18 protein-coding genes are annotated in these 21,855 nt (G+C 56.5%); 9 read left to right on the top strand and 9 right to left on the bottom strand.

All coding sequences use genetic code 11. The annotated features are described in order from the left end of the window. Window positions 1–82 precede the first annotated feature (82 nt). Both yqhD and DD586_RS01735 read right to left on the bottom strand, forming a co-directional pair. Window positions 83–1,246 (bottom strand): alcohol dehydrogenase, encoded by a 1,164-nt coding sequence (yqhD, locus tag DD586_RS01730; RefSeq protein ID WP_012883084.1) that lies wholly within the window; start codon window positions 1,244–1,246, stop codon window positions 83–85. Between the two features lie 72 nt (window positions 1,247–1,318). Next, the gene (locus DD586_RS01735; protein WP_012883085.1) at window positions 1,319–2,059 is read right to left on the bottom strand and encodes an NADPH-dependent oxidoreductase; all 741 of its coding nucleotides are present in this window, start codon (window positions 2,057–2,059) and stop codon (window positions 1,319–1,321) included. A gap of 218 nt (window positions 2,060–2,277) precedes the next feature. Between DD586_RS01735 and DD586_RS01740 the strand changes: the two genes are divergently transcribed. Continuing rightward, window positions 2,278–3,192, top strand: coding sequence for an AraC family transcriptional regulator (locus DD586_RS01740; RefSeq protein WP_012883086.1), 915 nt, complete (start codon window positions 2,278–2,280; stop codon window positions 3,190–3,192). 66 nt (window positions 3,193–3,258) lie between these two features. Here DD586_RS01740 and DD586_RS01745 read toward each other — a convergent pair whose 3' ends face one another. After that, entirely contained in the window at window positions 3,259–3,918 is a 660-nt protein-coding gene (locus DD586_RS01745) for a DedA family protein (RefSeq protein ID WP_012883087.1), read from the bottom strand. Between the two features lie 184 nt (window positions 3,919–4,102). After that, window positions 4,103–5,296 (bottom strand): cystathionine beta-lyase, encoded by a 1,194-nt coding sequence (gene metC, locus DD586_RS01750; protein ID WP_012883088.1) that lies wholly within the window; start codon window positions 5,294–5,296, stop codon window positions 4,103–4,105. 489 nt (window positions 5,297–5,785) lie between these two features. Here metC and exbB point away from each other — a divergent pair, with 489 nt between their 5' ends. Together exbB and exbD are read left to right on the top strand one after the other, a co-directional pair. Next, window positions 5,786–6,505, top strand: a complete 720-nt coding sequence (exbB, locus tag DD586_RS01755) for a tol-pal system-associated acyl-CoA thioesterase (RefSeq protein ID WP_041164730.1) — start codon at window positions 5,786–5,788, stop codon at window positions 6,503–6,505. Between the two features lie 4 nt (window positions 6,506–6,509). Then, complete coding sequence (gene exbD / locus DD586_RS01760; RefSeq protein ID WP_012883090.1) at window positions 6,510–6,929, top strand: TonB system transport protein ExbD; 420 nt, start codon at window positions 6,510–6,512, stop codon at window positions 6,927–6,929. Between the two features lie 124 nt (window positions 6,930–7,053). Here exbD and DD586_RS01765 read toward each other — a convergent pair whose 3' ends face one another. The 5 genes from DD586_RS01765 to DD586_RS01785 all read right to left on the bottom strand — a co-directional run bounded on the left by DD586_RS01765 (window position 7,054) and on the right by DD586_RS01785 (window position 13,723). Further along, window positions 7,054–8,073 (bottom strand): substrate-binding domain-containing protein, encoded by a 1,020-nt coding sequence (locus tag DD586_RS01765; protein ID WP_041164732.1) that lies wholly within the window; start codon window positions 8,071–8,073, stop codon window positions 7,054–7,056. Window positions 8,074–8,121: 48 nt separating this feature from the next. Then, entirely contained in the window at window positions 8,122–9,534 is a 1,413-nt protein-coding gene (locus tag DD586_RS01770) for a glycoside hydrolase family 32 protein (RefSeq protein ID WP_012883092.1), read from the bottom strand. Beyond that, window positions 9,534–10,904 carry a sucrose-specific PTS transporter subunit IIBC gene (locus DD586_RS01775; RefSeq protein ID WP_012883093.1) on the bottom strand — a complete coding sequence of 457 codons (1,371 nt, stop codon included), beginning with the start codon at window positions 10,902–10,904 and terminating at the stop codon, window positions 9,534–9,536. The genes DD586_RS01770 and DD586_RS01775 overlap by 1 nt, the downstream gene beginning before the upstream one ends. Before the next feature lie 84 nt (window positions 10,905–10,988). Beyond that, window positions 10,989–12,605, bottom strand: a complete 1,617-nt coding sequence (locus DD586_RS01780; RefSeq protein WP_012883094.1) for a carbohydrate porin — start codon at window positions 12,603–12,605, stop codon at window positions 10,989–10,991. A gap of 194 nt (window positions 12,606–12,799) precedes the next feature. Beyond that, window positions 12,800–13,723, bottom strand: coding sequence for an aminoimidazole riboside kinase (locus tag DD586_RS01785; RefSeq protein ID WP_012883095.1), 924 nt, complete (start codon window positions 13,721–13,723; stop codon window positions 12,800–12,802). A 413-nt stretch (window positions 13,724–14,136) separates the two neighbouring features. Here DD586_RS01785 and DD586_RS01790 point away from each other — a divergent pair, with 413 nt between their 5' ends. The 6 genes from DD586_RS01790 to cas6e all read left to right on the top strand — a co-directional run bounded on the left by DD586_RS01790 (window position 14,137) and on the right by cas6e (window position 21,847). After that, window positions 14,137–16,890: a CRISPR-associated helicase/endonuclease Cas3 gene (locus tag DD586_RS01790; RefSeq protein ID WP_012883096.1), complete on the top strand. Its 2,754-nt coding sequence runs from the start codon at window positions 14,137–14,139 to the stop codon at window positions 16,888–16,890. Window positions 16,891–17,152: 262 nt separating this feature from the next. Then, window positions 17,153–18,688, top strand: coding sequence for a type I-E CRISPR-associated protein Cse1/CasA (gene casA, locus DD586_RS01795; protein ID WP_012883098.1), 1,536 nt, complete (start codon window positions 17,153–17,155; stop codon window positions 18,686–18,688). Then, window positions 18,681–19,400, top strand: a complete 720-nt coding sequence (gene casB / locus DD586_RS01800; protein WP_012883099.1) for a type I-E CRISPR-associated protein Cse2/CasB — start codon at window positions 18,681–18,683, stop codon at window positions 19,398–19,400. The genes casA and casB overlap by 8 nt, the downstream gene beginning before the upstream one ends. Then, on the top strand, window positions 19,397–20,455 hold the full coding sequence (cas7e, locus tag DD586_RS01805; RefSeq protein ID WP_012883100.1) for a type I-E CRISPR-associated protein Cas7/Cse4/CasC: 1,059 nt from the start codon (window positions 19,397–19,399) through the stop codon (window positions 20,453–20,455). The genes casB and cas7e overlap by 4 nt, the downstream gene beginning before the upstream one ends. A gap of 7 nt (window positions 20,456–20,462) precedes the next feature. Next, window positions 20,463–21,200 (top strand): type I-E CRISPR-associated protein Cas5/CasD, encoded by a 738-nt coding sequence (gene cas5e / locus DD586_RS01810; RefSeq protein WP_012883101.1) that lies wholly within the window; start codon window positions 20,463–20,465, stop codon window positions 21,198–21,200. Beyond that, window positions 21,200–21,847, top strand: coding sequence for a type I-E CRISPR-associated protein Cas6/Cse3/CasE (gene cas6e / locus DD586_RS01815; RefSeq protein WP_012883102.1), 648 nt, complete (start codon window positions 21,200–21,202; stop codon window positions 21,845–21,847). The genes cas5e and cas6e overlap by 1 nt, the downstream gene beginning before the upstream one ends. The last annotated feature ends 8 nt before the right edge of the window (window positions 21,848–21,855 follow it).

Below are 21,855 nucleotides of genomic sequence, written 5' to 3' on the forward strand. Positions count from 1 at the left end.
AGGATCTTTCACCTCAGACAGTGCCTGCGCGCTTGTCGCGGCACTGTCTTAAGTGTAGTCGAAAAGAGTCAGCCTGGCGGGATTAGCGGGCTGCTTCGTACACGCGTTTGCTGATGTCCAGCGTGATGTCTTTGTGTTCGCCCAATGCTGTCATACCGTGCTCTTCCAGCTTCGCAACCAGCGCCGGGATAGAGCTGCCGTCCAACTGGTAGTCTGACAGGCGGGTCGGTACGCCCATTTGTTCGAAGAAGGCGCGGGTGGCGGCAATTGCGGCATCGATACGTTGGTCGTCTGAACCGTCGCGCAGATTCCAGACGCGTTCAGCGTATTGCAGCAGTTTTTCACGTTTCTGAACACGGCGTTCGTTGAGCATCGCCGGGAGTACGATAGCCAGCGTCTGCGCATGATCCAGACCATGCATCGCCGTGATTTCGTGGCCCAGCATATGGGTTGACCAGTCTTGTGGCACCCCGGCGCCAATCAGACCGTTGAGCGCCATGGTGGCACTCCACATGACGTTGGCACGAACATTGTAGTTATGCTGCTCTTTGAGGGCGCGCGGACCTTCTTCGATCAACGTCAGCAACAGCCCTTCGGCGAAACGGTCCTGCACTTTGGCGTCAACCGGGTAGGTCAGATACTGCTCGACGGTATGGACGAAGGCATCGACCACGCCATTGGCAATCTGACGTTCAGGCAGCGTATAGGTCACGACCGGGTCAAGCACGGCAAAACGTGGGCATACCAGCGGGTTCATGAACGCCTGTTTGTCACCGGTGCTCTTGCGGGTAATCACCGCGCCGCTGTTGGATTCGGAGCCAGTCGCTGGCAGCGTCAGCACCACACCCAGAGGGATGGCGCTTTCTACGTGTGCTCCCCAGGTTTGCAGAATATGCCACGGGTCTTCGGCTGCCTTGTAGTTCACCGCTGCCGCGATGAATTTGGTGCCATCGGCAACCGAACCACCGCCGACCGCCAGCAGAAAGTCGATGTTTTCCTTGCGTACGATCTCAACCGCTTTCATGAGCGTTTCGTAGGTGGGGTTAGGCTCAATACCCGAGAACTCCACGACGTTACGGCCTTTCAGCGCGTTAATAACCTGGTCGAATACGCCGTTTTTCTTGATGCTGCCGCCGCCGTAGGTGATAAGAATGCGGGCGTCAGCCGGGATCTGGTCGGCCAGAGCAGCGATTTGCCCTTCGCCGAACAGGATTTTAGTCGGGGTGTGAAGCGTAAAGTTCTGCATGGTGCGTTCCTTGATAGAGGGTTGCCGGGTCGCCGTGGTGTCACTGGCACGGATAACGGACCCGGATACATGTTACTGATCCAGTTTAAAACCTTGCTGTAACAGCGCAGGCAGGACATGAGGGTAATAGACGCGTTGATAGTAGCTGGCGGTATTACTCCCCCATGCCTCACCATCGCTGCGTCCCGTTTGCTTCCAGTGGTTCATCAGAGTGTGGTTGTATTGTTCAATGGCAGCGGCCAGCGGCTCGGTGTGGTAAACCTCTTCATGACGGAAGGTTTCCAGCGGCAGACGTGGTTTTTGGTGCGCAGGCCGGTCGACATAACCCAGGACCAGCCCTACCACCGGAAACGTCAGCGCTGGTAGTTCCAGCAGGTCGATCATCGCCTGTGGATTACGGCGCACACCGCCTATCGGCACGATGCCCAGACCAAAGGAATGCGCCGCGGCGACCAACGTACCCAGCGCGATGCCGACATCGGTCGCACCGGAAATAATGCTTTCAACACTTTCGTGTGCATGTTGGGTATTGCCGCTCATGGCAATGCCGGTTGCGGTCTTGTGCATATCCAGCACCAGCGTGAGGAATACCGGCGCCTGTGCAATCCAGGACTGCCCGCCCGCCAGTTCAGCGATACGCGCGCGGCGTGCCGGATCACGGACGACGACGATGGAAACCTGCTGCGAATTCACTGAGGTCGGTGCCAGATGTGCACTGTCGATAATGGCTGACAGCACCTCTTCCGGGATAGGTTTATCCAGGTAACTGCGCTCGCTACGGTGCTGTTTAAGTAGCTCAATAGTGTGATTCATGCGGATTCCTTATTGCCCATGATTGCCCATTGCAGTAGGACAGTCATGGGTTGACTACGATGGTGTGGCGATGGCTGTCATTCTCGGCTTCTCCTGTTACTCCAGCAATGCTCATTTCTCGCTGTGTATTGCCCGTTTCTGCAAAAGTCAGGAGAAAAGGGTGATTCTGCTGCCTATCTATGTCACTTTATTTCCGTTGTCAGTAAGAGATAAATATTATGCAGAATCTCGATTCACGCCAGCGTCTGGTCAAACTGGCGATGCCGCACACCCGCGGCAGCGGCGTCAGTCAGACGCCGATTGTGCAGGTGAGGGTGATTTATGCCGATCGCCATACGGCGCGGGCTCCGGTGTTGTACGACCCTTGTATCGTTATCATTTTTCAGGGGCATAAAGTGGGGTATGTGGGGGACAAAGTCTTCCAGTATGACCCGGACAATTACCTGCTGATGACGGTGCCGATGCCGTTCGAGTGCGAAAATTTTGCCAGCCCGGAAAACCCGTTGGTGGGGATTTCCATTCGGGTGGATATCCCAATGCTGCAAGATCTGCTGATTGAGATGGGCGATGACAACGCTGGCGAGAAACGGCGGCCTGAAGCCGCTGGCATCAACAGCGTACCGCTCAACGAGGCCATCCTGTGTGCGACGGAGCGGTTGCTGGAAACGATGGCGAATGCCCGCGACGCGAGGGTATTGGGGCCGTGGATTGTGCGCGAAATTCTTTATCACGTGCTGTGCGGGCCGCGCGGTGATTCCCTACAGGCGTTGATGAATCGCTATAGTCATTTCAGCCAGATTGCCCGTGCGCTGCGCTATATCGAAAACCATTACGCGGATAATCTGAGCGTAGAGCGGCTGGCCATGGAAGTGAACATGAGCGTGTCGGCGTTTCACCATAACTTCAAAACCGTCACCAATACGTCACCGGTACAGTATCTGAAGTCTTATCGGTTACATAAGGCGCGTTTGCTGATGGTGCATGACGGGTTGAAAGCGAATGCAGCAGCAATGCGGGTCGGTTACGAAAGCCCTTCTCAGTTCAGTCGGGAATTTAAGCGCTTCTTTGGTACGACACCGGGTGATGAGGTGGCTCGCTTGCGTTCAGGGGCTGAGGTGGTTGAGAGCAATTAAACCGAGTGGGCGGTATGCCCGCCCACTCAGGGAATTGATGGGGATAGATAAGATTTCTGGTGAGTTTCAGGCCATGGCGCGTCTTTTACGCCACAATACCAACAGCATTCCCACCAGCCCACTCAACAGCAGCACCAGCGGCAGGATACACAATACGGCCATGAACTGGTCTTCATAACGTTTGACCAGTGGAATCTGGTTGAGCGCATAACCCATCGTGATGATACCGCTGACCCACAGAAAACCACTGAGCCAGTTGAAAATCTGAAAGCGAGTACTGTTGAACCCGGAGATCCCAGCGATGGTGGGTAGCAGGGTACGGACAAACGCCAGAAAACGACCTACCAACAATGCGGACAGCCCGTGCTGGTGGAACAAATTGTGAGTGCGCTGGTGGTAGTGAGCGGGTAACTGATGTAGCCATTTCTTCACCAACTGGGTGTCGCCCAGCCAGCGCCCTTGCAGGTAGCTTAACCAGCAGCCAAGGCTTGCCGCTATTGTCAATAACACTGCGGCAGGAAGGAAGCTCATCACACCTCTGGCGACCAGCGCGCCAGTCAGCAATAACAGGCTATCACCAGGCAGAAAGGACGCGGGGAGCAGGCCATTTTCCAGAAACAGGGTGGTAAACAGCATGCCATAAATCACCCATATGACCTGTGGATCGGACAAGACGCTGAAGTCTTGCTGCCACAGCGCCCGTATTATTTCATGAACAACACTCATATTGCATCCTGTCTGGTTTTGCTATAAACCCCGTGGCCGCGTAAATACACTGCGCTGAGCTTCAAAATAAGAGCATCAGGATAGGGTAAAAAAGGTAAACGTTTTGTCATCGTTGTAACTGCTCATCATATACGCTTTGCCTGACTTACCACAGCAGCTTCACGGGGCCAGAGGGATAATGGCGTCACATTTCCTGCAATCTCCTAAAGCCGGCATCCAAATCAGCTTCCAGGTCATCGCAATCTTCCAGACCGATGTGCAATCGAACCAGCGTACCGGTCACATCGACGCCGCCTGCCGGACGAATCGCCGCCAGTTCTTGCGGTTGGTTCGCCAGAATCAGCGATTCAAAGCCACCCCAGGAATAAGCCATACGGAAGTGGCTGAAATGATCAAGATAATGGGCCAACTGTTCGCGGCTGAGTGTGTCTTTTAGCACAAACGAGAACAGGCCGTTACTGCCGCTAAAATCCCGCACGAAAAATTCATGCCCTTTACAGCTGGGCAGCGCAGGGTGATTGACTGTTGCGACTTCCGGGCGTTGCGCCAGCCAGCGTGCCACGCGCAGGCCATTTTCCTGATGTTGCTGCAATCTGACACCGAGTGTGCGCAGGCCACGGCTGGCCAGATAGGCGCTGTCTGCGTCAGCCATCTGACCCATCAGGTAGGATTGTTCGCGCAATTGATCCCAGCAACGTGCATTGGCAACGGCGGTACCGATCATGGCATCGGAATGGCCGACGATATATTTGGTGCCGGACTGAATCGAAATATCCACGCCAAGCTCAAGCGGACGGAACAACACACCGGCAGCCCAGGTGTTGTCGATCATGATGACGATATCCGGGTTAACGCGACGAACCGCCGCGACAATCGCTGGCACATCATGCACTTCCATGGTGATGGAGCCGGGCGATTCCAGAAAGACCACACGGGTGTTGGGTTGGATCAGGCTAGCGATATCCCCCCCCACCATGGGATCAAAAAAGGTCGTGCTGATGTTCATCCGACTCAGCACTTTGTTACAAAAATCCTGCGTTGGTTCATAGGCTGAACCGGTCACCAGGAGGTGATCGCCTGCTGAGACAAACGAGGTAATGGCGTTGGCTATCGCAGCCGCACCACAGGGGTAGAGCGCGCAACCTGCGCCGCCTTCCAGTTCGGTCATCGCATCCTGCAACGCGAAATGGGTCAGCGTGCCGCGGCGGCCATAAAACAAGGCGCCTTTGGTCCGGTTAACGGCGGCATGATGTTTCTCTTGCACGCTATCGAATATCAATGAAGAAGCGCGTTGGATGACCGGGTTTACCGCACCCTGGGTGACGCGTTTGCTGCGTCCGGCGGCCACCAGCGTGGTGGCGATTTTTTTACTCGTCATTCGGCGTTACCTGTAGCTCAAACATTCCTTGCGTCTATCCATGTACGTTATCACGGCTGGGGGGACAGGGGGGCGGCTTTTCTTATCTGGATGAAGATGTCTCAGGATGACTCGGGGAGAACATCGCACGGCAGCGTGTCAGGATAAGGGATGCCTCGCATCACGGTGGCCCGCAATACGCAAATAATAATGAGAACGACTATCAATTAATTTCAGGTTTGGTATCATTTTCGCCAGATTACGGTGGTATGAGAATGAGGGTGGAGGCACAGCGTGTATACGGCTGAGAAGAAAAGTGACCTACGGGCGTCATCGGTCTGGCATAAGTCCGTCGGGGTGTGCGGGGGCGTGATGTATCGCCTGATGGCGTTTGCGTTGTTGGGAATGACGGGGCGCACGCTGGCAGCTCCAGCATCGGTTGCTGTGGGTACCGCGTCGGCTGTCGCTACGCCGTCGGTACTGCCGCCGACGGGCGCTGTGGGTGGCCTGATGAATACCGACTTGTCCGTTCTGGGCATGTATCAGCACGCTGATGTCGTGGTAAAAACGGTAATGATTGGCTTGTTACTGGCATCAGTGGTCACCTGGGCGATTTTTTTCAGTAAGAGCGCGAGCCTGATGGGGGCGAAAAAGCGCATCCGCCGTGAGTATCAGGCACTGGAAGATGCCCGCACACTGGATGATGCGGTGGATATCGCGGCGGTGTTCAAACCGGGTAGTGTGTCACTGCAACTGCTGACGGACGCCCGCAATGAGCAGGCGCTGTCCGAACGCTCTGACGACAACGGTGGCATCAAGGAACGTACCGCGTTTCGCTTTGAACGCCGTGTTGCAGCAACCGGGCGTCAAATGGGACGCGGAACCGGTTATCTGGCGACGGTCGGGGCTATCGCACCGTTTATCGGTCTGTTTGGTACGGTGTGGGGCATCATGAATAGCTTCATTGGTATCGCCCAATCGCAGACGACCAATCTGGCGGTGGTGGCACCCGGTATCGCCGAAGCACTGCTGGCGACCGCCATCGGGTTGGTGGCGGCGATTCCTGCGGTGGTGATTTACAACGTGTTTGCGCGCTGGACGGCCAGCTACAAGGCGATGGTTGGCGATGTGGCTGCGCAGATTTTGCTGCTGCAAAGCCGCGATCTGGATATTGCCGCCAGCGTTGGCAAGCCTTCTCCTTCACCGGCGCACCAGCTACGGGTAGGGTGAGTCGATGGCGATGCATCTGAACGACGGGCAGAGTGAAAACGGTGAAATGCATGACATCAACGTGACGCCGTTTATCGATGTCATGTTGGTGTTGTTAATCATCTTTATGGTGGCGGCACCGCTGGCGACAGTAGACGTGCGCGTCAACCTGCCTGCGTCCAGCGCTACGCCGCAGCCGCGCCCGCAAAAGCCGGTATTTTTGACGGTGAAGGCGGATAAACAGCTGTATTTGGGTGACGATGCGGTAACAGAGGCAACGCTGGCGCAGGCGCTGGAAATCAAAACACAGGGTAATAAAGACACCACTGTCTTTTTCCAGGCAGATAAGAGCGTGGATTATGAAACCCTGATGCGGGTGATGGACTCGCTACGCGACGCAGGATATCTCAAAATCGGCCTGGTGGGTGCGGAGAAAGTACGCTGATAAACGGGGTACTGACAGCATCGAACCACCAGTAAAAGAACCACCGTTTGCGCGGTGGTTTTTTATTGGTGAAAGGTTTTTTAGTGGCGAAAAACCTCACCGGGCGTGATGGTCGATGCCGTATTCAGGAGCGAGAGTCGGGATGACGCCAGTGCAGGCGGGTCGGCACGTACACGCGGCTTTCCGCGAGCGGTTGCCCTTCAATCAGCGCGTTGATCATCTCAAAGCTGTTGCGCGCCAGCGTTTCGCAATCCTGCGCCACGGTATCGATTTTCATCGGCAGACAGTCGAACAGGTAGTGATCGTCAAAGCTGCACAACCGCATATCGCAGTCCATCAGGTTGTGTTGATTCAGGTAACGTAGCACCCCTTCCAGCAGGCCGCAGGCCGCGGTAAATAAAGCGCGTGGGGGGCGACCCAGACGGGCGCACAACTGTGCGAACATTTCGTAACCTGAGCTGGAATGGTAGTGACCGTGGATAATCCACTCCGGGCGGCACGCTACACCGGCGCGCTCCAGCCCAAGCTGGAAACCGGCCAGCCGATCGCGGGTCGGTGATATGCGCGGCTGGCCGCCAATAAAGTAGAACTCGTCCTGATGCTGACGGGCGATGTTTTCCACCAGCGCAGCAGTGGATTCCACCGCTTCAGACACCACCATCGGCAGGGTGGAATCACCAATCACCCGGTCGAACTGTAATACCGGTAACTGTTGGTTAATCTTCTGGTATTCGGCGTCGCTCAGCATACTGGACGCGACGATAAGGCCATCCACCTGACGCTGAATCAGGCTGTTGACCGCCATCATTTCCTGACTGGCGTTCTCATCGGTACAGGCGATCAGAAGTTGCAACCCGGCTTCCCGGCACAGGCACTCCAGCTCGCGGGAAATCACCGCGAAACCGTAGTTGGTCATTTCCGGCACCACCAATCCCAGCGTGTTGCTGCGGCTCGAACGTAACGAGCGAGCATGAATGCTCGGTTGATAGCGTTGCTGTTGCGCCAGCGCCAGCACCCGGTCACGGGTTTCGTCCGAAACACGGAACTCTTTGCTGCGGCCATTGAGAACCAGACTGGCAGTGGATTTTGATACCCCTGCCAGTCGCGCGATGTCGCTGATTGTGACGCGTTTGGTTGGTTTCACCGTAATATCTTTAGAACGCAATGGCCGCTAACGGCATGAAAAGGAAACTCATTCTATCACGCACGTCGCCAACAACCAGTGCCGCAACGTGATGCGCCCGGAGCCACTAAAACGCACCATGGCGTCGCTGGTGGGGAAGTAGCGTGATGACATCACCGCCTGCCCGTGGTTGATAAAGATTTCCACGCTGGAGCGGTCGCACAGAATTTGCAGGTGGTGCAGCGCGCCCTCATGCCAGTAACGGTGTTCTGGCTCGTTGGTGCGACGATTACGGCGGCTTAAGGTCAGGCGTTCGCCGTCCCAACATAGCACTAAGATGTCGGCGAAATTGATCTGAAATTCGCCTTGTGTGTCCAGCATCAGCTCTGCGCTACTGGCGGGTAAGGCGGGGGCATAGTCGGCGACGCCCTGCCACAGGTGTTCCAGATGACGCAGGCTTTGCAGCTCACGTGCGGGTTGTTGATACACCCGGTCATCGCAGAGCGTCAGTTCACGCGGACAGGTCATGGTGTGGATCCAGCCGTGGGTGAGTGTCGGCTGGAAAAACTCGTTCTGATCCGGTACGCCCATCCAGCCGAACAGCAACCGGCGACCATCTTCGCTTTGTGTGGTCTGCGGCGCGTAAAACTCGAAGCCCAGATCCAGCTCATGGAACGCCTGATGAGGGAAGCAGGCGTTGTCATAATCGAGCGAGCCGACGAAATAGCCGGACTGATAGGTGTTCAGATAGCGCTCTTCTTCGGCGGGCAACCCCTGCGGGCAACAGATCAACACCTCACGATTTCCCAGCGTGAACAGATCCGGGCATTCCCACATGTAACCGAAATCGCCCAGCCCGTTGAGACGAGAACCGGCGATTTCGCCCAGCGCCTGCCATTGCAGTAAGTCAGGCGACCGGTACAACAGCACTTTGCCTTGCAAGTCCAGATCCTGCGCGCCCAGCACCATGTACCAACTGTCCTGATAGCGCCAGACCTTCGGGTCACGCACATGGCCGGTGTACCCGTCCGGTAGTGATAGCACCGGACCGAGTTTATCGAATTCGCCGTTTTCGTTAGCGCGCGCCAGACATTGGTACGCCGTGCGTGTGCCGTTATCGTATTTCACATTGCCAGTGTAGATAAGCGTCAGGGTATCGTTATCTGCCACGGCGGAGCCGGAATAACAGCCATGGCTTTCATAGCTTTCAGCCGGTACCAGCGCCACCGGCTCATGACGCCAGTGCACCAGGTCCGCCGAGCTCCAGTGCCCCCAGAATTTGGCACCGTGAGCACAGGCAAGCGGATTCCATTGATAAAACAAATGGTAACGCCCTTTATGCTGGATAAACCCATTGGGGTCATTCAGCAAGCCGACGGAAGGCGACAGATGCCACTGCGGCCGGTGCGGGTCATAGGTCTGTTTGGCAGAGGCAGACATCAGTGCGCAAGCCATGCGTTTTACCAGATGGATTTCCTTCATTATGCGTTATCCGTTTTGTATTTCAGCAACAGGGAAATGAGGAAGGCGGCGCCAAAGGCTATCACCATACCGATCAAATAGTTCAGGATAGATCCTGCCTGCACGATAGCCAGTCCTGGGATACCGGTCAGCCCGACGGCCGTCATGTTGACGTGATTGGCGACGACCCAGGCTCCCCCTAGCGCGCCACCCGACAGTCCAGCCAGAAACGGTTTGATGAAGCGCAGGTTAATCCCGAAGATCGCCGCTTCGGTAATACCGAGCAGGCAGGACAACGCCGATGGCACGGCAATGGCCCGGATTTTGGCGTCGCGGGTTTTGAAATACACCGCCAGACAGGCACCCCCCTGCGCCACGTTCGCCATCGCCCAGATAGGCAACAGGAAATTGACGCCGATGGCCGGGTTGCCCAGTAGCCCGGCTTCGATGGCGTGGAAGCTGTGGTGAACGCCGGTAATGACGATGGCGGAATAAAGCCCGCCGAACAGTAGCCCGGCCAGCCAGCCTGCATGGGTAATCAGCGTACTGAGCACGAAGGAAATGCCGTCGCCTAACATGCGGCCCGCCGGGCCGATAACCAGCATGGCGACGAAACCGGAGATGATCACGGTCAGGAACGGCGTGACGATGATATCCAGCGCGTTAGGCACCACTTTACGCAGGCGTTTTTCCACCAGACTCATGAACCATACCGCCAGCAACACCGGGAATACGGTGCCCTGGTAGCCGATCATCGCGAATTCCAGACCGAACAAATGCATGGTCTTGAAACCGCCTGCCACGCCCCAGGCGTTGGTCAGCGCCGGGTGGGTGAGAATACCGCCCAGCGTCGCACCCAGATAAGGATTGCCGCCGAATTCGCGTGCGGCGGTAAAGCCGATCAGGATTGGCAGAATGATGAACGCGGCGGAACTGAACATGTCCAGCATCACGAAAATGGCGCTACCGGCATCCACCCACCCATAGGTCTTGATCATACCGAGCAGGCCCATCAGCAGGCCGGAGGCCACAATCGCCGGGATGATCGGGACGAAAATATTCGACAGCAACCGGGCCAGACGTTGCAGTGGATTGAGCTTTTGCGCCGCCAGTGTGGCCGCTTCGCGGGTACTGGCTTCGCTGATACCCGCGACACTGATGAATTCAGCGTAAACCTTGTTCACCAGCCCGGAGCCAAAGATGACCTGCATCTGACCGGCGTTTTGAAAGCAGCCTTTAACGCCCTCGACGCGTTCAATGGCCGCTTTATCCGCCAGACTGTCGTCATTAAGCACCAGCCGCAGACGGGTAGCGCAGTGCGCGGCGCTGGCGATATTTTCCCTGCCGCCCAGCAGGGGGAGTAGTGATACCGCAATGGCACGAATGTCCATAATATTCCTCATTTATCAATAACAGGCAGGCGTCTGACCGTCACCGACTTTCATGCGTCATGTCGGTGACGGTAGCCTTCACTGTCAGAACCAGGTTTCCATCTGAACGCCGAAGGTCCATTCGCCACCGGCTTTGAAACCGGTGGAGCCGAACGCATCGTCGCTACTATAACGATCCAGTCGTTTATCCCAGTCCATGTAACTGGCGTAGACACGCAGTTCCGGACGGCTTAATAAATTGGCGATATCACCCACTTTGAACGTTGGGGCGAACGTCAGCTTGTAAAATCCGCCGCTTACCTGATTACGCGATAAGTATCCCTGAGGATCCAGATTCATATATTGATAGCTTCCTTCATACGCCAATGCGAAATTTTCGGTGATTTCCTGAATGAAGCGCGCATTAAAGGTCAGCCAACGGTAGTCATCGCCCTGAACGTAACGATCTTTACTGCTTTGTGCCAAAATTGCCGGGGCGAAGCTCCAGGTGTGATTCAGCGCAGTGGTGCCGTAGGTTGCCAGACGCCAGGTATTGGCGTTTTGGGTCAGGTTGCCGTCGGAGCCGATGGCTTTCACTTCACCGCCGAGGCCGTGGCCGTAGAGCAGCGCCACTTTGGATGTGCCGTCACGTAAGCCATAGAAGCTATCGCCGTGCCAGGCGACCAGCGCGTGATAGCCACTGTCACCGGCGTTGGTATTGGTGACATGGTTGCTGTTATTGAGCCCGGTATTTTCCTTCACGTCGTTGTTGCGTGCGCGCAGGCCGCTTAGCATGAACTGGAACGGGCCGACGAAATTATTGCTGGTGACGATATAGTTCTGGATTTCGTTATCCAGTGAGGTGATTTCGCCGAGACTGCGGCCATATAACGAGAGATTGGTTTTCCAGCCATCGACCGGTTTGACGTCGTAAATACCGCCACCGGTTCCTGCCAAAAAGACCACGTCAGAATCTATCCAGTGGATATCGAAATTATCGCGGTCGAAGCGTTTACCCGCCCACAACGTGGTGTCTTTGAAAGCACCGGTGAACGTTGGCAACGACCCCAGTTCTACAAAGGCTTCACGCACATTGAACTGGCTGGTGGCGGCGGTCCAGTCGTTATAGCTACGCTGACCGTCTGCCATCATCACTTTGAAGCGGGTGGTGGCACCGTTGTCCAGTTTGGTTCGATGCTCCAGTTTCAGCTCCAGATAGGTGTCATCTTCGTTACCCAGACGACCAACGTTCCCGCCGGTTTCACCGGCGGGCGTCATGCTCGGTCCGATATCCGCTTTCGAACTGGTGGTGGAGTTGTGGATGGCCAGACCGGAACGGGCATAAGCGTGGAATTCAAACCCATCGGCAACACTGCGTTTATTTGCTAATGCGTCGGTTTTCTGCGCCACCTGCTGGGTCTGCTGCTCATTCTGTGTGGCGCGTGCCGCGACCTGTTGAGTCTGCTGGGCGACCTGCTGGGTGGTTTGCTCCACCTGTTGGGTTTTCTGTTCGACCTGCGTTGTGCGTGCCGCTAGTTGTTTCGCTTGTTTTTCGGCGGCATCGGCACGGGCTTCCGCCTGTTTAGCACGTTGCTCTGCCTGTAATAAGCGTTGTTCCAGCGCGTTCAGACGCGCTTCGATGCTGTCAGAAGGCGCTGCCAATACGGGAGAGGCACAAAGTGCAACACCCACGGCGGCGGCAAGATAACCTGGCTTTATCATGGTAGGTTTCCCTTGGATGGTAAGATGATTTTTTTTGTTTTGCTAAATTGCTAAACCGGTTATGCAAAGAAAGCTAAATGGGGAGGGCACAAATTGACAAGGAATTTTGTTTTCTTGCTGTGCTAACTGTGATCGTGACAACAAAACCTGTTCCCGACGGCGAAGTTCGGTTGTCGGGAACAGTCTCGGTGGCGTTATAACGCGGAAGTGAGCTGATGAGTGAACGGCAGGGCAGTCATCGCGCCTTTGGCTGTGGTCGCCAGCGCACCGCAGCGTTGTGCCTGTGTCAGTACCGCATGCCAGTCATCAACCTGATACAGGCTATCGTAGCCAGCCAATGCTGCGAGCATACCGGCAACGAAGGCATCTCCGGCACCGGTGGTATCGATGGGGGTGACGCGTTGCGCCAGAAAGTGGTGCAACTGGTGGCCATCATGTAGCCAGACGCCGTCGCCGCCCTGAGTAATCAGCAATCGTTTGATAGGGTAACGGGCCATCAACATGCCGCTACCCTGGCGGATATCGTCGCTGCCGCTCAGAAACACAAATTCCTCTTGTGATAGCTTGACCACATCCGCCAGCGCCAGCACCTGATCCAGACTCTCCCTCAGCGCCTGCTCGCTACTCCATAAATCGACGCGGATATTCGGGTCAAAACTCACCCAGCCTTGTGCTGCGCGTATTCGGTGTATCGCGTCGATCGCCGTGCTGCGTGAGGGCTCGCGAGACAGCGCGATAGAACACAGGTGCAGCCATTCGCTACGCTGAAATTCAGGTAGATCAGAGGGTTGAAGGAATAAGTCAGCACTGGGACGCACCATAAAGGTGAAGGTGCGCTCGCCTTGTTCGTCCAGGCTTACCACCACGGTGGAGGTGCGATGCTCCGTATCCGGTTGCATGTGGCGAACGTCCACCCGTTCACGGGCCAGTACATCGCGCAGGAAATAACCAAATGCATCGTCGCCAACACGGCCGATAAAGCCGCTGTGGCCGCCCAATCGGGCAACGCCTACGGCGACATTGGCGGGGGCACCGCCTGGGCATTTCAGGTAGCGGTCTTCGCCTTCTGGAATGAGATCGACCACAGCATCACCCATTACCCATACTTTGTGAGACATAGTTACACTCTTTATCGGGGATTACTAAACTACCAGCTAACATAGAAGAAACGGTTTAGCTAATCAACTTGTTGATAGATAACAGGCGTGCAAAGCGCATCAGAAGCGCAACTTAATCACCGTTATGTGGTGGCTTATCTCGACGGGATCACACATGGCAGTTGGCTGAATGTCAGGGGATAAAAAAATCAGATAGCACGGCATTATAAAAAATAATTATCCTGATGATGTGGGGTATATTTTTTTATAATTATTATCACGGTCATATTATATTTATTTCCGAGTATTATTTCCCGGCTAACGAATATTGCTTGTGCGATAAGTCGCTTTTTTATTTATAAAAATTATCTTGTCACAGAATATTAATTTTCCATACTTTATAGTAAATCACTCATCAGCCGATGAGGTACGTCATGCCCGAGGCAGTCCATTTGGAACGGTTATCTGCGCCCTATTTTCATTATTGGGGTAAAGCACAGTCGTCTTCTGAAAATGAAAACGATGCGCCGTACCATTTGTTGCCCTATCACTGTCTGGATGTGGCGGCCTGTGGGTATTGGCTGGTGAAACATAATCGTTTTCATGTCCGTGATCACATGCAGTCGCTGGGATTAGAGGAAGAGAGCGCCGCATTATGGCTGGCGTGGTTTCTGGCCTGGCACGATATCGGTAAATTTGCCCGCAGTTTCCAACGGTTATACCAGAACCCCGATGCGCCGCTGGTGCGTGCCTCGGGGCAAGCGTCGCCAGTGCGGCATGATTCGTTAGGGTTATGGCTGTGGCGTCATCGACTCTACGAGCGCTGGGAGCATGACGCCAGTTGGTTACCGGCGGTTTCCCATGCCGACAAATTTCATTATGTGATGGACCTGTGGCTACGGTTGATGTGTGGTCACCACGGCCAGCCGCCACTGGAAGAAGATAACAGTGCGCTGGCGTTTCACCCGGATGACATTCTGGCCGCGCAGGCTTACCTGACCGATTTGCGCACAGTTTTTCCGCAATTAACCGCGTTTCCTGACGAATTTAGCGATAGACCCTGGCGGGCATTGCTGCAACAGCGAAGCTGGTCGTTGGCCGGTTGTGTGGTGCTGGCGGACTGGGCTGGCTCATCCCAGGCCGATTTCCCTTATTGCTCACAGCCGATGGCACTGGCGGATTACTGGCGTGAATATGCGTTACCGCAGGCGGAAAACGCCGTGTTGCGCCTGCCTGCCGCTTGCGACGTTGCGCCGTTTCAGGGAATGCAGGCCCTGTTTCCTTTTATTACCCAACCGACACCGTTACAGCAGCAGGCCATGACGGTGGATATCAGCACGCCCGGCCCACAGCTTTTTTTGCTGGAAGACGTCACCGGAGCGGGTAAGACCGAGGCGGCGTTGGTGTTGACACATCGCTTATTAAGCGCTGGGTATGGCGACGGGCTGTATGTCGGTCTGCCAACGATGGCGACCGCTAACGCCATGTGCCGCCGGTTATCGAAAGCCTATCGCACACTGTTTAGCGAATTCGGTTTGCCTTCGCTGATGCTGGCGCACGGTGCCCGCAATATGGTGGCGGATTTCCGGTTGTCGTTATGGGGAGCGGAGCAAACCGGGCCGGTGCGCTACGGCCCGGATGAAGGTAGTGCCAGTGCCGCATGCAACCAGTGGTTTGCCGATTCGCGCAAGAAAGCGCTGCTGGCAGATGTGGGCGTCGGTACGCTCGATCAGGCATTGATGGCGGTGATGCCGTTTCGGCACCAGTCGCTGCGTCTGTTGGGGCTGAGCGGCAAAATCCTGCTGTTGGATGAGGTACATGCGTACGACGCCTATACCAGCCGCTTGCTGGAAAACCTGCTGGCTTTCCACGCCAGTCAGGGCGGCAGCGCGATCATTCTGACCGCTACGCTTTCGGCATCGCAGCGGGAGCGGTTAGTTCAGGCATTTTACCGGGGTATGCAGCAGCCCGCCGGTGAACTGGCGGAACAGGCCGGTTATCCGTGGTTTACCTATGTTAATGCGCAGGTGTTGCATGAATGGCCAGTAGAAACCCGTGCTGAGGTCCGCCGTACCGTGGCGGTGGCGTGGTTATCCCACCGTGCTGACGCCATTGAACGAATTTGTCAGGCGGTAGCGAGCGGGCAGTGCGTGTGTTGGATCCGCAACACGGTGGATGATGCGATAGCCGCCTGGCAACAACTGTGTCAGAGCGGTGAGATAGCAGCGGACGACGTGTTGCTGTTCCACAGCCGGTTTGCGTTTTGTGACCGTATGGCGATTGAAGACAGGGCGATTGAACGCTTTGGCAAACACAGCGACGGGGAGACACGACGCGGCAAGGTGCTGATTGCCACGCAGGTGGTAGAGCAGTCGCTGGATATCGATGTGGACGTGATGATAAGCGACCTGGCACCGGTGGATCTGTTGATCCAGCGCGCGGGGCGGTTGCAACGGCATATTCGCCGGGCCGACGGTAGCTGTAAACCGCCGAGTGACGACATGCCAGCGCGGGACGAACGCGCCGCGCCGGTGTTGTGGGTGCTGGCACCGGCGTGGCAACCGGATGCCGGACGCGACTGGCTGGGCGCGGAATTGCGTGGCACCGGCGCGGTGTATTCGCATCAGGCGGTGTTGTGGCGCACCCAGGCAATACTGCGTGAGCGAGGGGCGTTACGTATGCCGGAAGAGGCGCGTTTGCTGATAGACAGTGTGTATGAGCAGCGTATTGCGGCCCCCGTCGCACTGGAGGAGGGGGATTATCAGGCGCAAGGAAAGCAACTGGGTGATCGCACCGTTGCGGCACAATCTTCGCTGACGTTTTCATTGGGGTACTGCGTGGCCGCAGCACAGTGCGGCTGGCACGATGACGCCGAGCTGTTTACCCGCGCAGGCGAGGAATCGCAGGATGTGTATCTGGCCTGGCGTGCTGAGAGTGATGATGCACTACCACAGCCCTATGCTGGGGAAGGCGAGTTTAGCTGGGAGAGAAGCCGTCTGTCGGTACGAAAGCGTTGGTGGCAGCAACACCAAAACGGGTGGCCGACGTTACAGGGCGATTTACTGGAACGCTTCCGGCAACAACTGCACCGCCCCGGCGCGGAGGTATTGCTGCTGACGCCGGGTGAGGTGGCGCATTACTACCGTGCTGACACGGGGTTGGTTGCAACGGACTTGATAGCAAGGTAGCCGGATAACGGGTCGCTTTTAAGGTTGTAAGCAGGAAACGCTTCATCGTTACCGACATAAATTGTCTTTATACCCATGGAGCTGTTGGTCACGGCCTCAAAGTAATAGGACTGTTTTTCAAGGATTTTTTGCTGCTTAGGCAGTTTTTGTTCACCGGGAAACATCGGTGCCTCTGGCGCGGACTCTGGCCGCACGGAGGCAGAAAACAATAACAGGAATCATGACGACCTCACGGATGAGGCCTTACTGAAGAGGTAGGTTCATGTTTTCACTGATTGACACACCCTGGTTACCGGTAGTGGGCGCGGACGGGCACCGCACCCATATTTCTCCACGGCAACTGGCCGACGACCGGATTATCGATCTGGCGTGTCCACGGCCTGATTTTCAGGGCGCAGCCTGGCAGTTGCTGATCGGTTTGCTGCAAACCGCCTACCCGCCGCCGGATGATGAAGGCTGGGAAGATATCTGGCGAGAAGGACTGGGCGACGGCTGGATACAGGCGTTGGATAGTCTGGCACCGGCATTTCAGTTTGGCACTGATAAACCTGCATTTATGCAGGATTTCTCATCGTTGGATGCCGATAACAACCCGATTTCCGGTTTATTGATCGATGCGCCGGGTGGCAACACCCTCAAACTCAACAAAGACCACTTCGTCAAACGCGGTACGGTAAACGCTATCTGCCCGCACTGCGCCGCGCTGGCGCTTTATACGCTGCAAACCAACGCACCGTCGGGTGGTGTTGGCCATCGCGTTGGATTACGTGGCGGCGGCCCGATTACTACCCTGTTGATGCCTTACGATGCGCACCGACCGGTGCCGCTGTGGCGTAAACTGTGGGCTAACGTCATCCCCGGCGAGCGGGGGCGGTGCGATGCGTCGGTGTTCCCCTGGCTCAAGGCCACCCGTACCAGCGAAGGCGACAAAGACAAGGTGACGCCGGAAAACGCGCACCCGTTGCAGGCGTTTTGGGGCATGCCGCGCCGTATCGAACTCGATTTCAGTCATACCGAGTCCGGCCATTGTGACCTGTGTGGCGACAGTTCAGACCACCTGCTGACGCACTACCGCACCAAAAACTACGGTGTGCAGTACGAACACTGGCTGCATCCGCTGACGCCTTATCGCAAGTCACTGAAAGATGGCACGTTGCTATCGATCAAAGGCCAGCCAGGCGGGCTTTCCTACCGCGACTGGCTGGGGTTGGTTATCGGCGCACAAGATGGGCTTAACCAGACGTTGCCTGCACGTGTAGTGAGCCTCAATCAGCAGCGCGTACCGCTGCGTTATAAAGTCGGGCTGTGGTGCTTTGGCTACGACATGGACAACATGAAAGCCCGTTGCTGGTACGAGCACCGGGTGCCGGTGTGGAAAGAGATTAACCCGGCAGTAAAAGACTACCTGCCACTGGGCTTGCAGATGGCGCACGACGCCCAGCAACTGCTGCGTCAGTCGGTAAAAGCGGCCTGGTTTAGCCGTCCGAAAGACGTAGGGGGGGATTTCAGCTTCATCGATGTGTCGTTCTGGCAGGAGACCGAACAGTTTTTCCGGCAGCTTTATCGTTCTATTGCCGGGGGCGGTTGCCCTGTCGCGGCGCTTAATGCCTGGCGAAATCAGCTCTACATGTATCTTATCGGCACCTTCGACCGGCTGACATTCGGCAACCCAGACCAGCAAGGTGACCTGACGCGAGCGGTAGAAGCGCGCAGCAACATGGTGAAGCTATTCCACGGCCAGAAATCAATGAAACAGCTCAAAGGATTGCAACCTCAAGAGGAACCGGCGAATGGATAAAGGGAGTAGGGAGAACGGTAACAAGGAGAATGGTCACAAGAAGAATGGTCACAAGAATAGTACCGCAACGCTGCTGGTGATAGACCCGCCAGCAGCGGAGAAAATAGAGGCTTGGTTTACGCAATTACAAAACCGGTATAACGACACCCATAATGGCCGGGCAGATCGGGCGGCGTTGCGGCGCGCCGCTGCCCCTTATGGCGCGCTGACCTGTCAGGGGTTTATGCGGCTGTCGAATATGCTGGCCGGGGTGATTGGCGACAAGCAACATCGCCTGCTCGGTGTAGCAATATTTGCCGCCGTGGCGGCCCATGCCGACGTGAACAACGACAAGAAAAGTTTCGCTGCGCAACTGGGAGAACCCGTCAGCCCAAACAACGATCGGCGTTACCTGTCAGCGCTGCGTTTTGAACGGCTGCTGCGTGCGCAAACGCCGGAAGAATTGTGCCGCTTGCTGATTCGGGCGGTGACGATTCGCGGCAGCGCAGGTGTGAATCTGCCGTCGCTGGCTGACGGCATCCTGCTGTGGATGGAGGAATGGCACGCCCGGCAACATAACCTGTCCGCACACGCCAACCCACTGAAACGCAACGCGGTGCGCTGGGCGTGTGAATACAACCAGACACCCCTGGAACCGGCACCGGACGAGGCGCCATCAGCCCCACAAGACGCTAACGGAAACCACCCGACCGACAACAAGGAACCGGCATGACCAACTTTATTCAACTGCATTTTTTGACGGCTTACGCCCCTGCCAACCTTAACCGTGACGATACCGGCCGCCCGAAAACCGCTCAGGTCGGCGGCGTAGAACGGCTACGGGTATCATCCCAGAGCCTTAAGCGCGCCTGGCGCACCTCAGCAGTGTTTGAAAACGCGCTGGGTGAGCATATCGGCAAGCGTACCCGGCGGCTGGGGCGCGAGGTTTATCAGCAGCTTATTAACGGCGGCGTAACCACCAAAACTGCCGAAGACGCGGCGAAAGAGATTGCCAAACAATTTGGCAAGCCTAAAAACCCAGAGAAAAACAGCCCCGACCCGCTTGAAAAATTCGACATCGAGCAGCTGGCGCACATCAGCGTGCCGGAACGGGCGCGGATAGACCAACTGGTGGCGACACTGATCGCCGAAACCCGTGAACCCAACAGTGAAGAGCTGAAACTGCTGCGCAAAGCGGTGGCGAGCGTTGACATCGCCCTGTTTGGCCGCATGTTGGCTTCCAGCCCGGAGTTCAACGTGGAAGCGGCCTGTCAGGTGGCGCACGCGCTGGGTGTCAGCGCAGTCACGGTAGAAGATGATTTTTTCACTGCGGTGGATGATCTCAATACCGATGACAACAGCGGCTCTGGTCACATGGGCGAGCAGGGCTTTGCCTCGGCATTGTTCTATCAGTACATCTGTATCGATCGCGATCGGTTACTGGAAAACCTCAGTGGTGATGAAGCGCTGGTGCAGCGCACATTGCGGGCGCTGGGCGAAACGGCGCTTACCGTGTCACCGACGGGCAAGCAGAATAGCTTTGCTTCCCGTGCCTACGCCTCTTACGTGCTAGCGGAGCGTGGCCCGGCACAGCCGCGGGCGCTGTCAGTGGCATTCTTTAAACCGGTGCGTGGCGATGAACCATTGGAAACCGCCATCACTGCGCTGAAAAGCCAACAGGAGAAGTTCAACCGCGCTTACGGCGCTGAAGGCATGAGCGATTACGTGCTGAATGTTGAAGCCGGTGTTGGTAGCCTGCCGCAACTGTTGGATTTCATCAGCCAGTGAGGTTGGCATGACCGAGTATCTGGTATTTCAGCTGTATGCGCCGCTGGCTTCCTGGGGGGAACCGGCGGTGGGTGAGGTGCGCCATACCTCACCCGTGCCGAGCCGTTCTGCGCTGCTGGGGTTGCTGGCGGCGGCACTCGGTATCCGCCGTGATGAAGAAGCGCGGTTGGCTCAATTTAACGCACACTACCGTTTTGCGGTGCGAGCACTTTCTCGCCGTGAAGGCTGGCTGCGAGATTACCACACCGTGCAGATGCCACGTGAAGAGCGCAAACGGGTGCGCTATACCCGGCGTGATGAGCTGTGTTCTGACCCGGAACAAGGGCTGGAAACGCTGCTGACCGCCCGTGAATACCGCTGTGATGCGTATTACCACGTGGCGGTGAGTGCGACTGAGGGCGCGCCCGTCACACTTTCACAACTGGCGCAGGCGTTGCGCACCCCGGTGTTCCCGCTCTATCTCGGCCGCAAAAGTTGCCCGCTGGCGTTGCCGCTGGCACCGCATCTGCTGTGTGGTTCGCTGGCTGAGGTGTGGCGACAGGTTGACGATACGCCATTGCTCAACGACCCGGCATTGGAGTTTATCAACCAACCCGACGGCAGTTGTTACTGGGAGCCGGGTGAGGATGTTGCTGAAAGTGACGCGATGATGGCGGTGGAGCGTAGCGACCAGCCCACCAGCCGTCGGCGCTGGCAGTTCACCACACGGATACAGTGCCACGGCGTACTGAAAGGAGGTCAGTAATGTTCTTTTCCCGTGTCACGCTGCAACCGGCGGCGCTGCCGTCAGCGATGGCGGAGAAATGGCTGACATCGCCAGTGTATGCCAGCCACCAGTGGTTGTGGCAACTGTTCCCGCATGAGCAGCAGCGCAGCTTTTTGTTTCGGCAGGACTCCCATGCCGATGTCAGCCGCTATTACTTGCTTTCGGCCTGTGCACCCCGGCAGGATCACAACCTGTTCGAGGTGGAAACCAAACCGTGGCAACCGCAACTGAACGCCGGGATGCAACTGGCGTTTTCCCTGCGTGCTAACCCGGTGGTGACGCGCCAGAAAAAGCGTAGCGATGTGCTGATGGATGCCAAATATCAGGCCAAAGCACAAGGGGCGGACGCGGCGGAGATTTGGCCGCGTCAGCAGCAGGCGGCGACCGACTGGCTGGTGCGTCAGGGCGAGCAGTGGGGGTTTGAGGTCAATGCCTGTCGTGTTGACGGTTATCAGCGCCAGCGTTGGTATAAGCCGCAGCAAACCGAGCCGGTGAGTTTCAGTTCGGTGGATTTTGACGGTCTGCTACGCATTACCGACGCTGAACGTTTTGCGCAGGCAGTCAGGAACGGGCTGGGGAAAAGCCGGGCACTGGGGTGTGGGCTGCTGTTGCTGCGTCGGGCGTAATCAGCGGG

The sequence above is a fragment of the Dickeya parazeae Ech586 genome (assembly GCF_000025065.1).
In the GTDB taxonomy this organism is placed as follows: Bacteria; Pseudomonadota; Gammaproteobacteria; order Enterobacterales; family Enterobacteriaceae; genus Dickeya; species Dickeya zeae.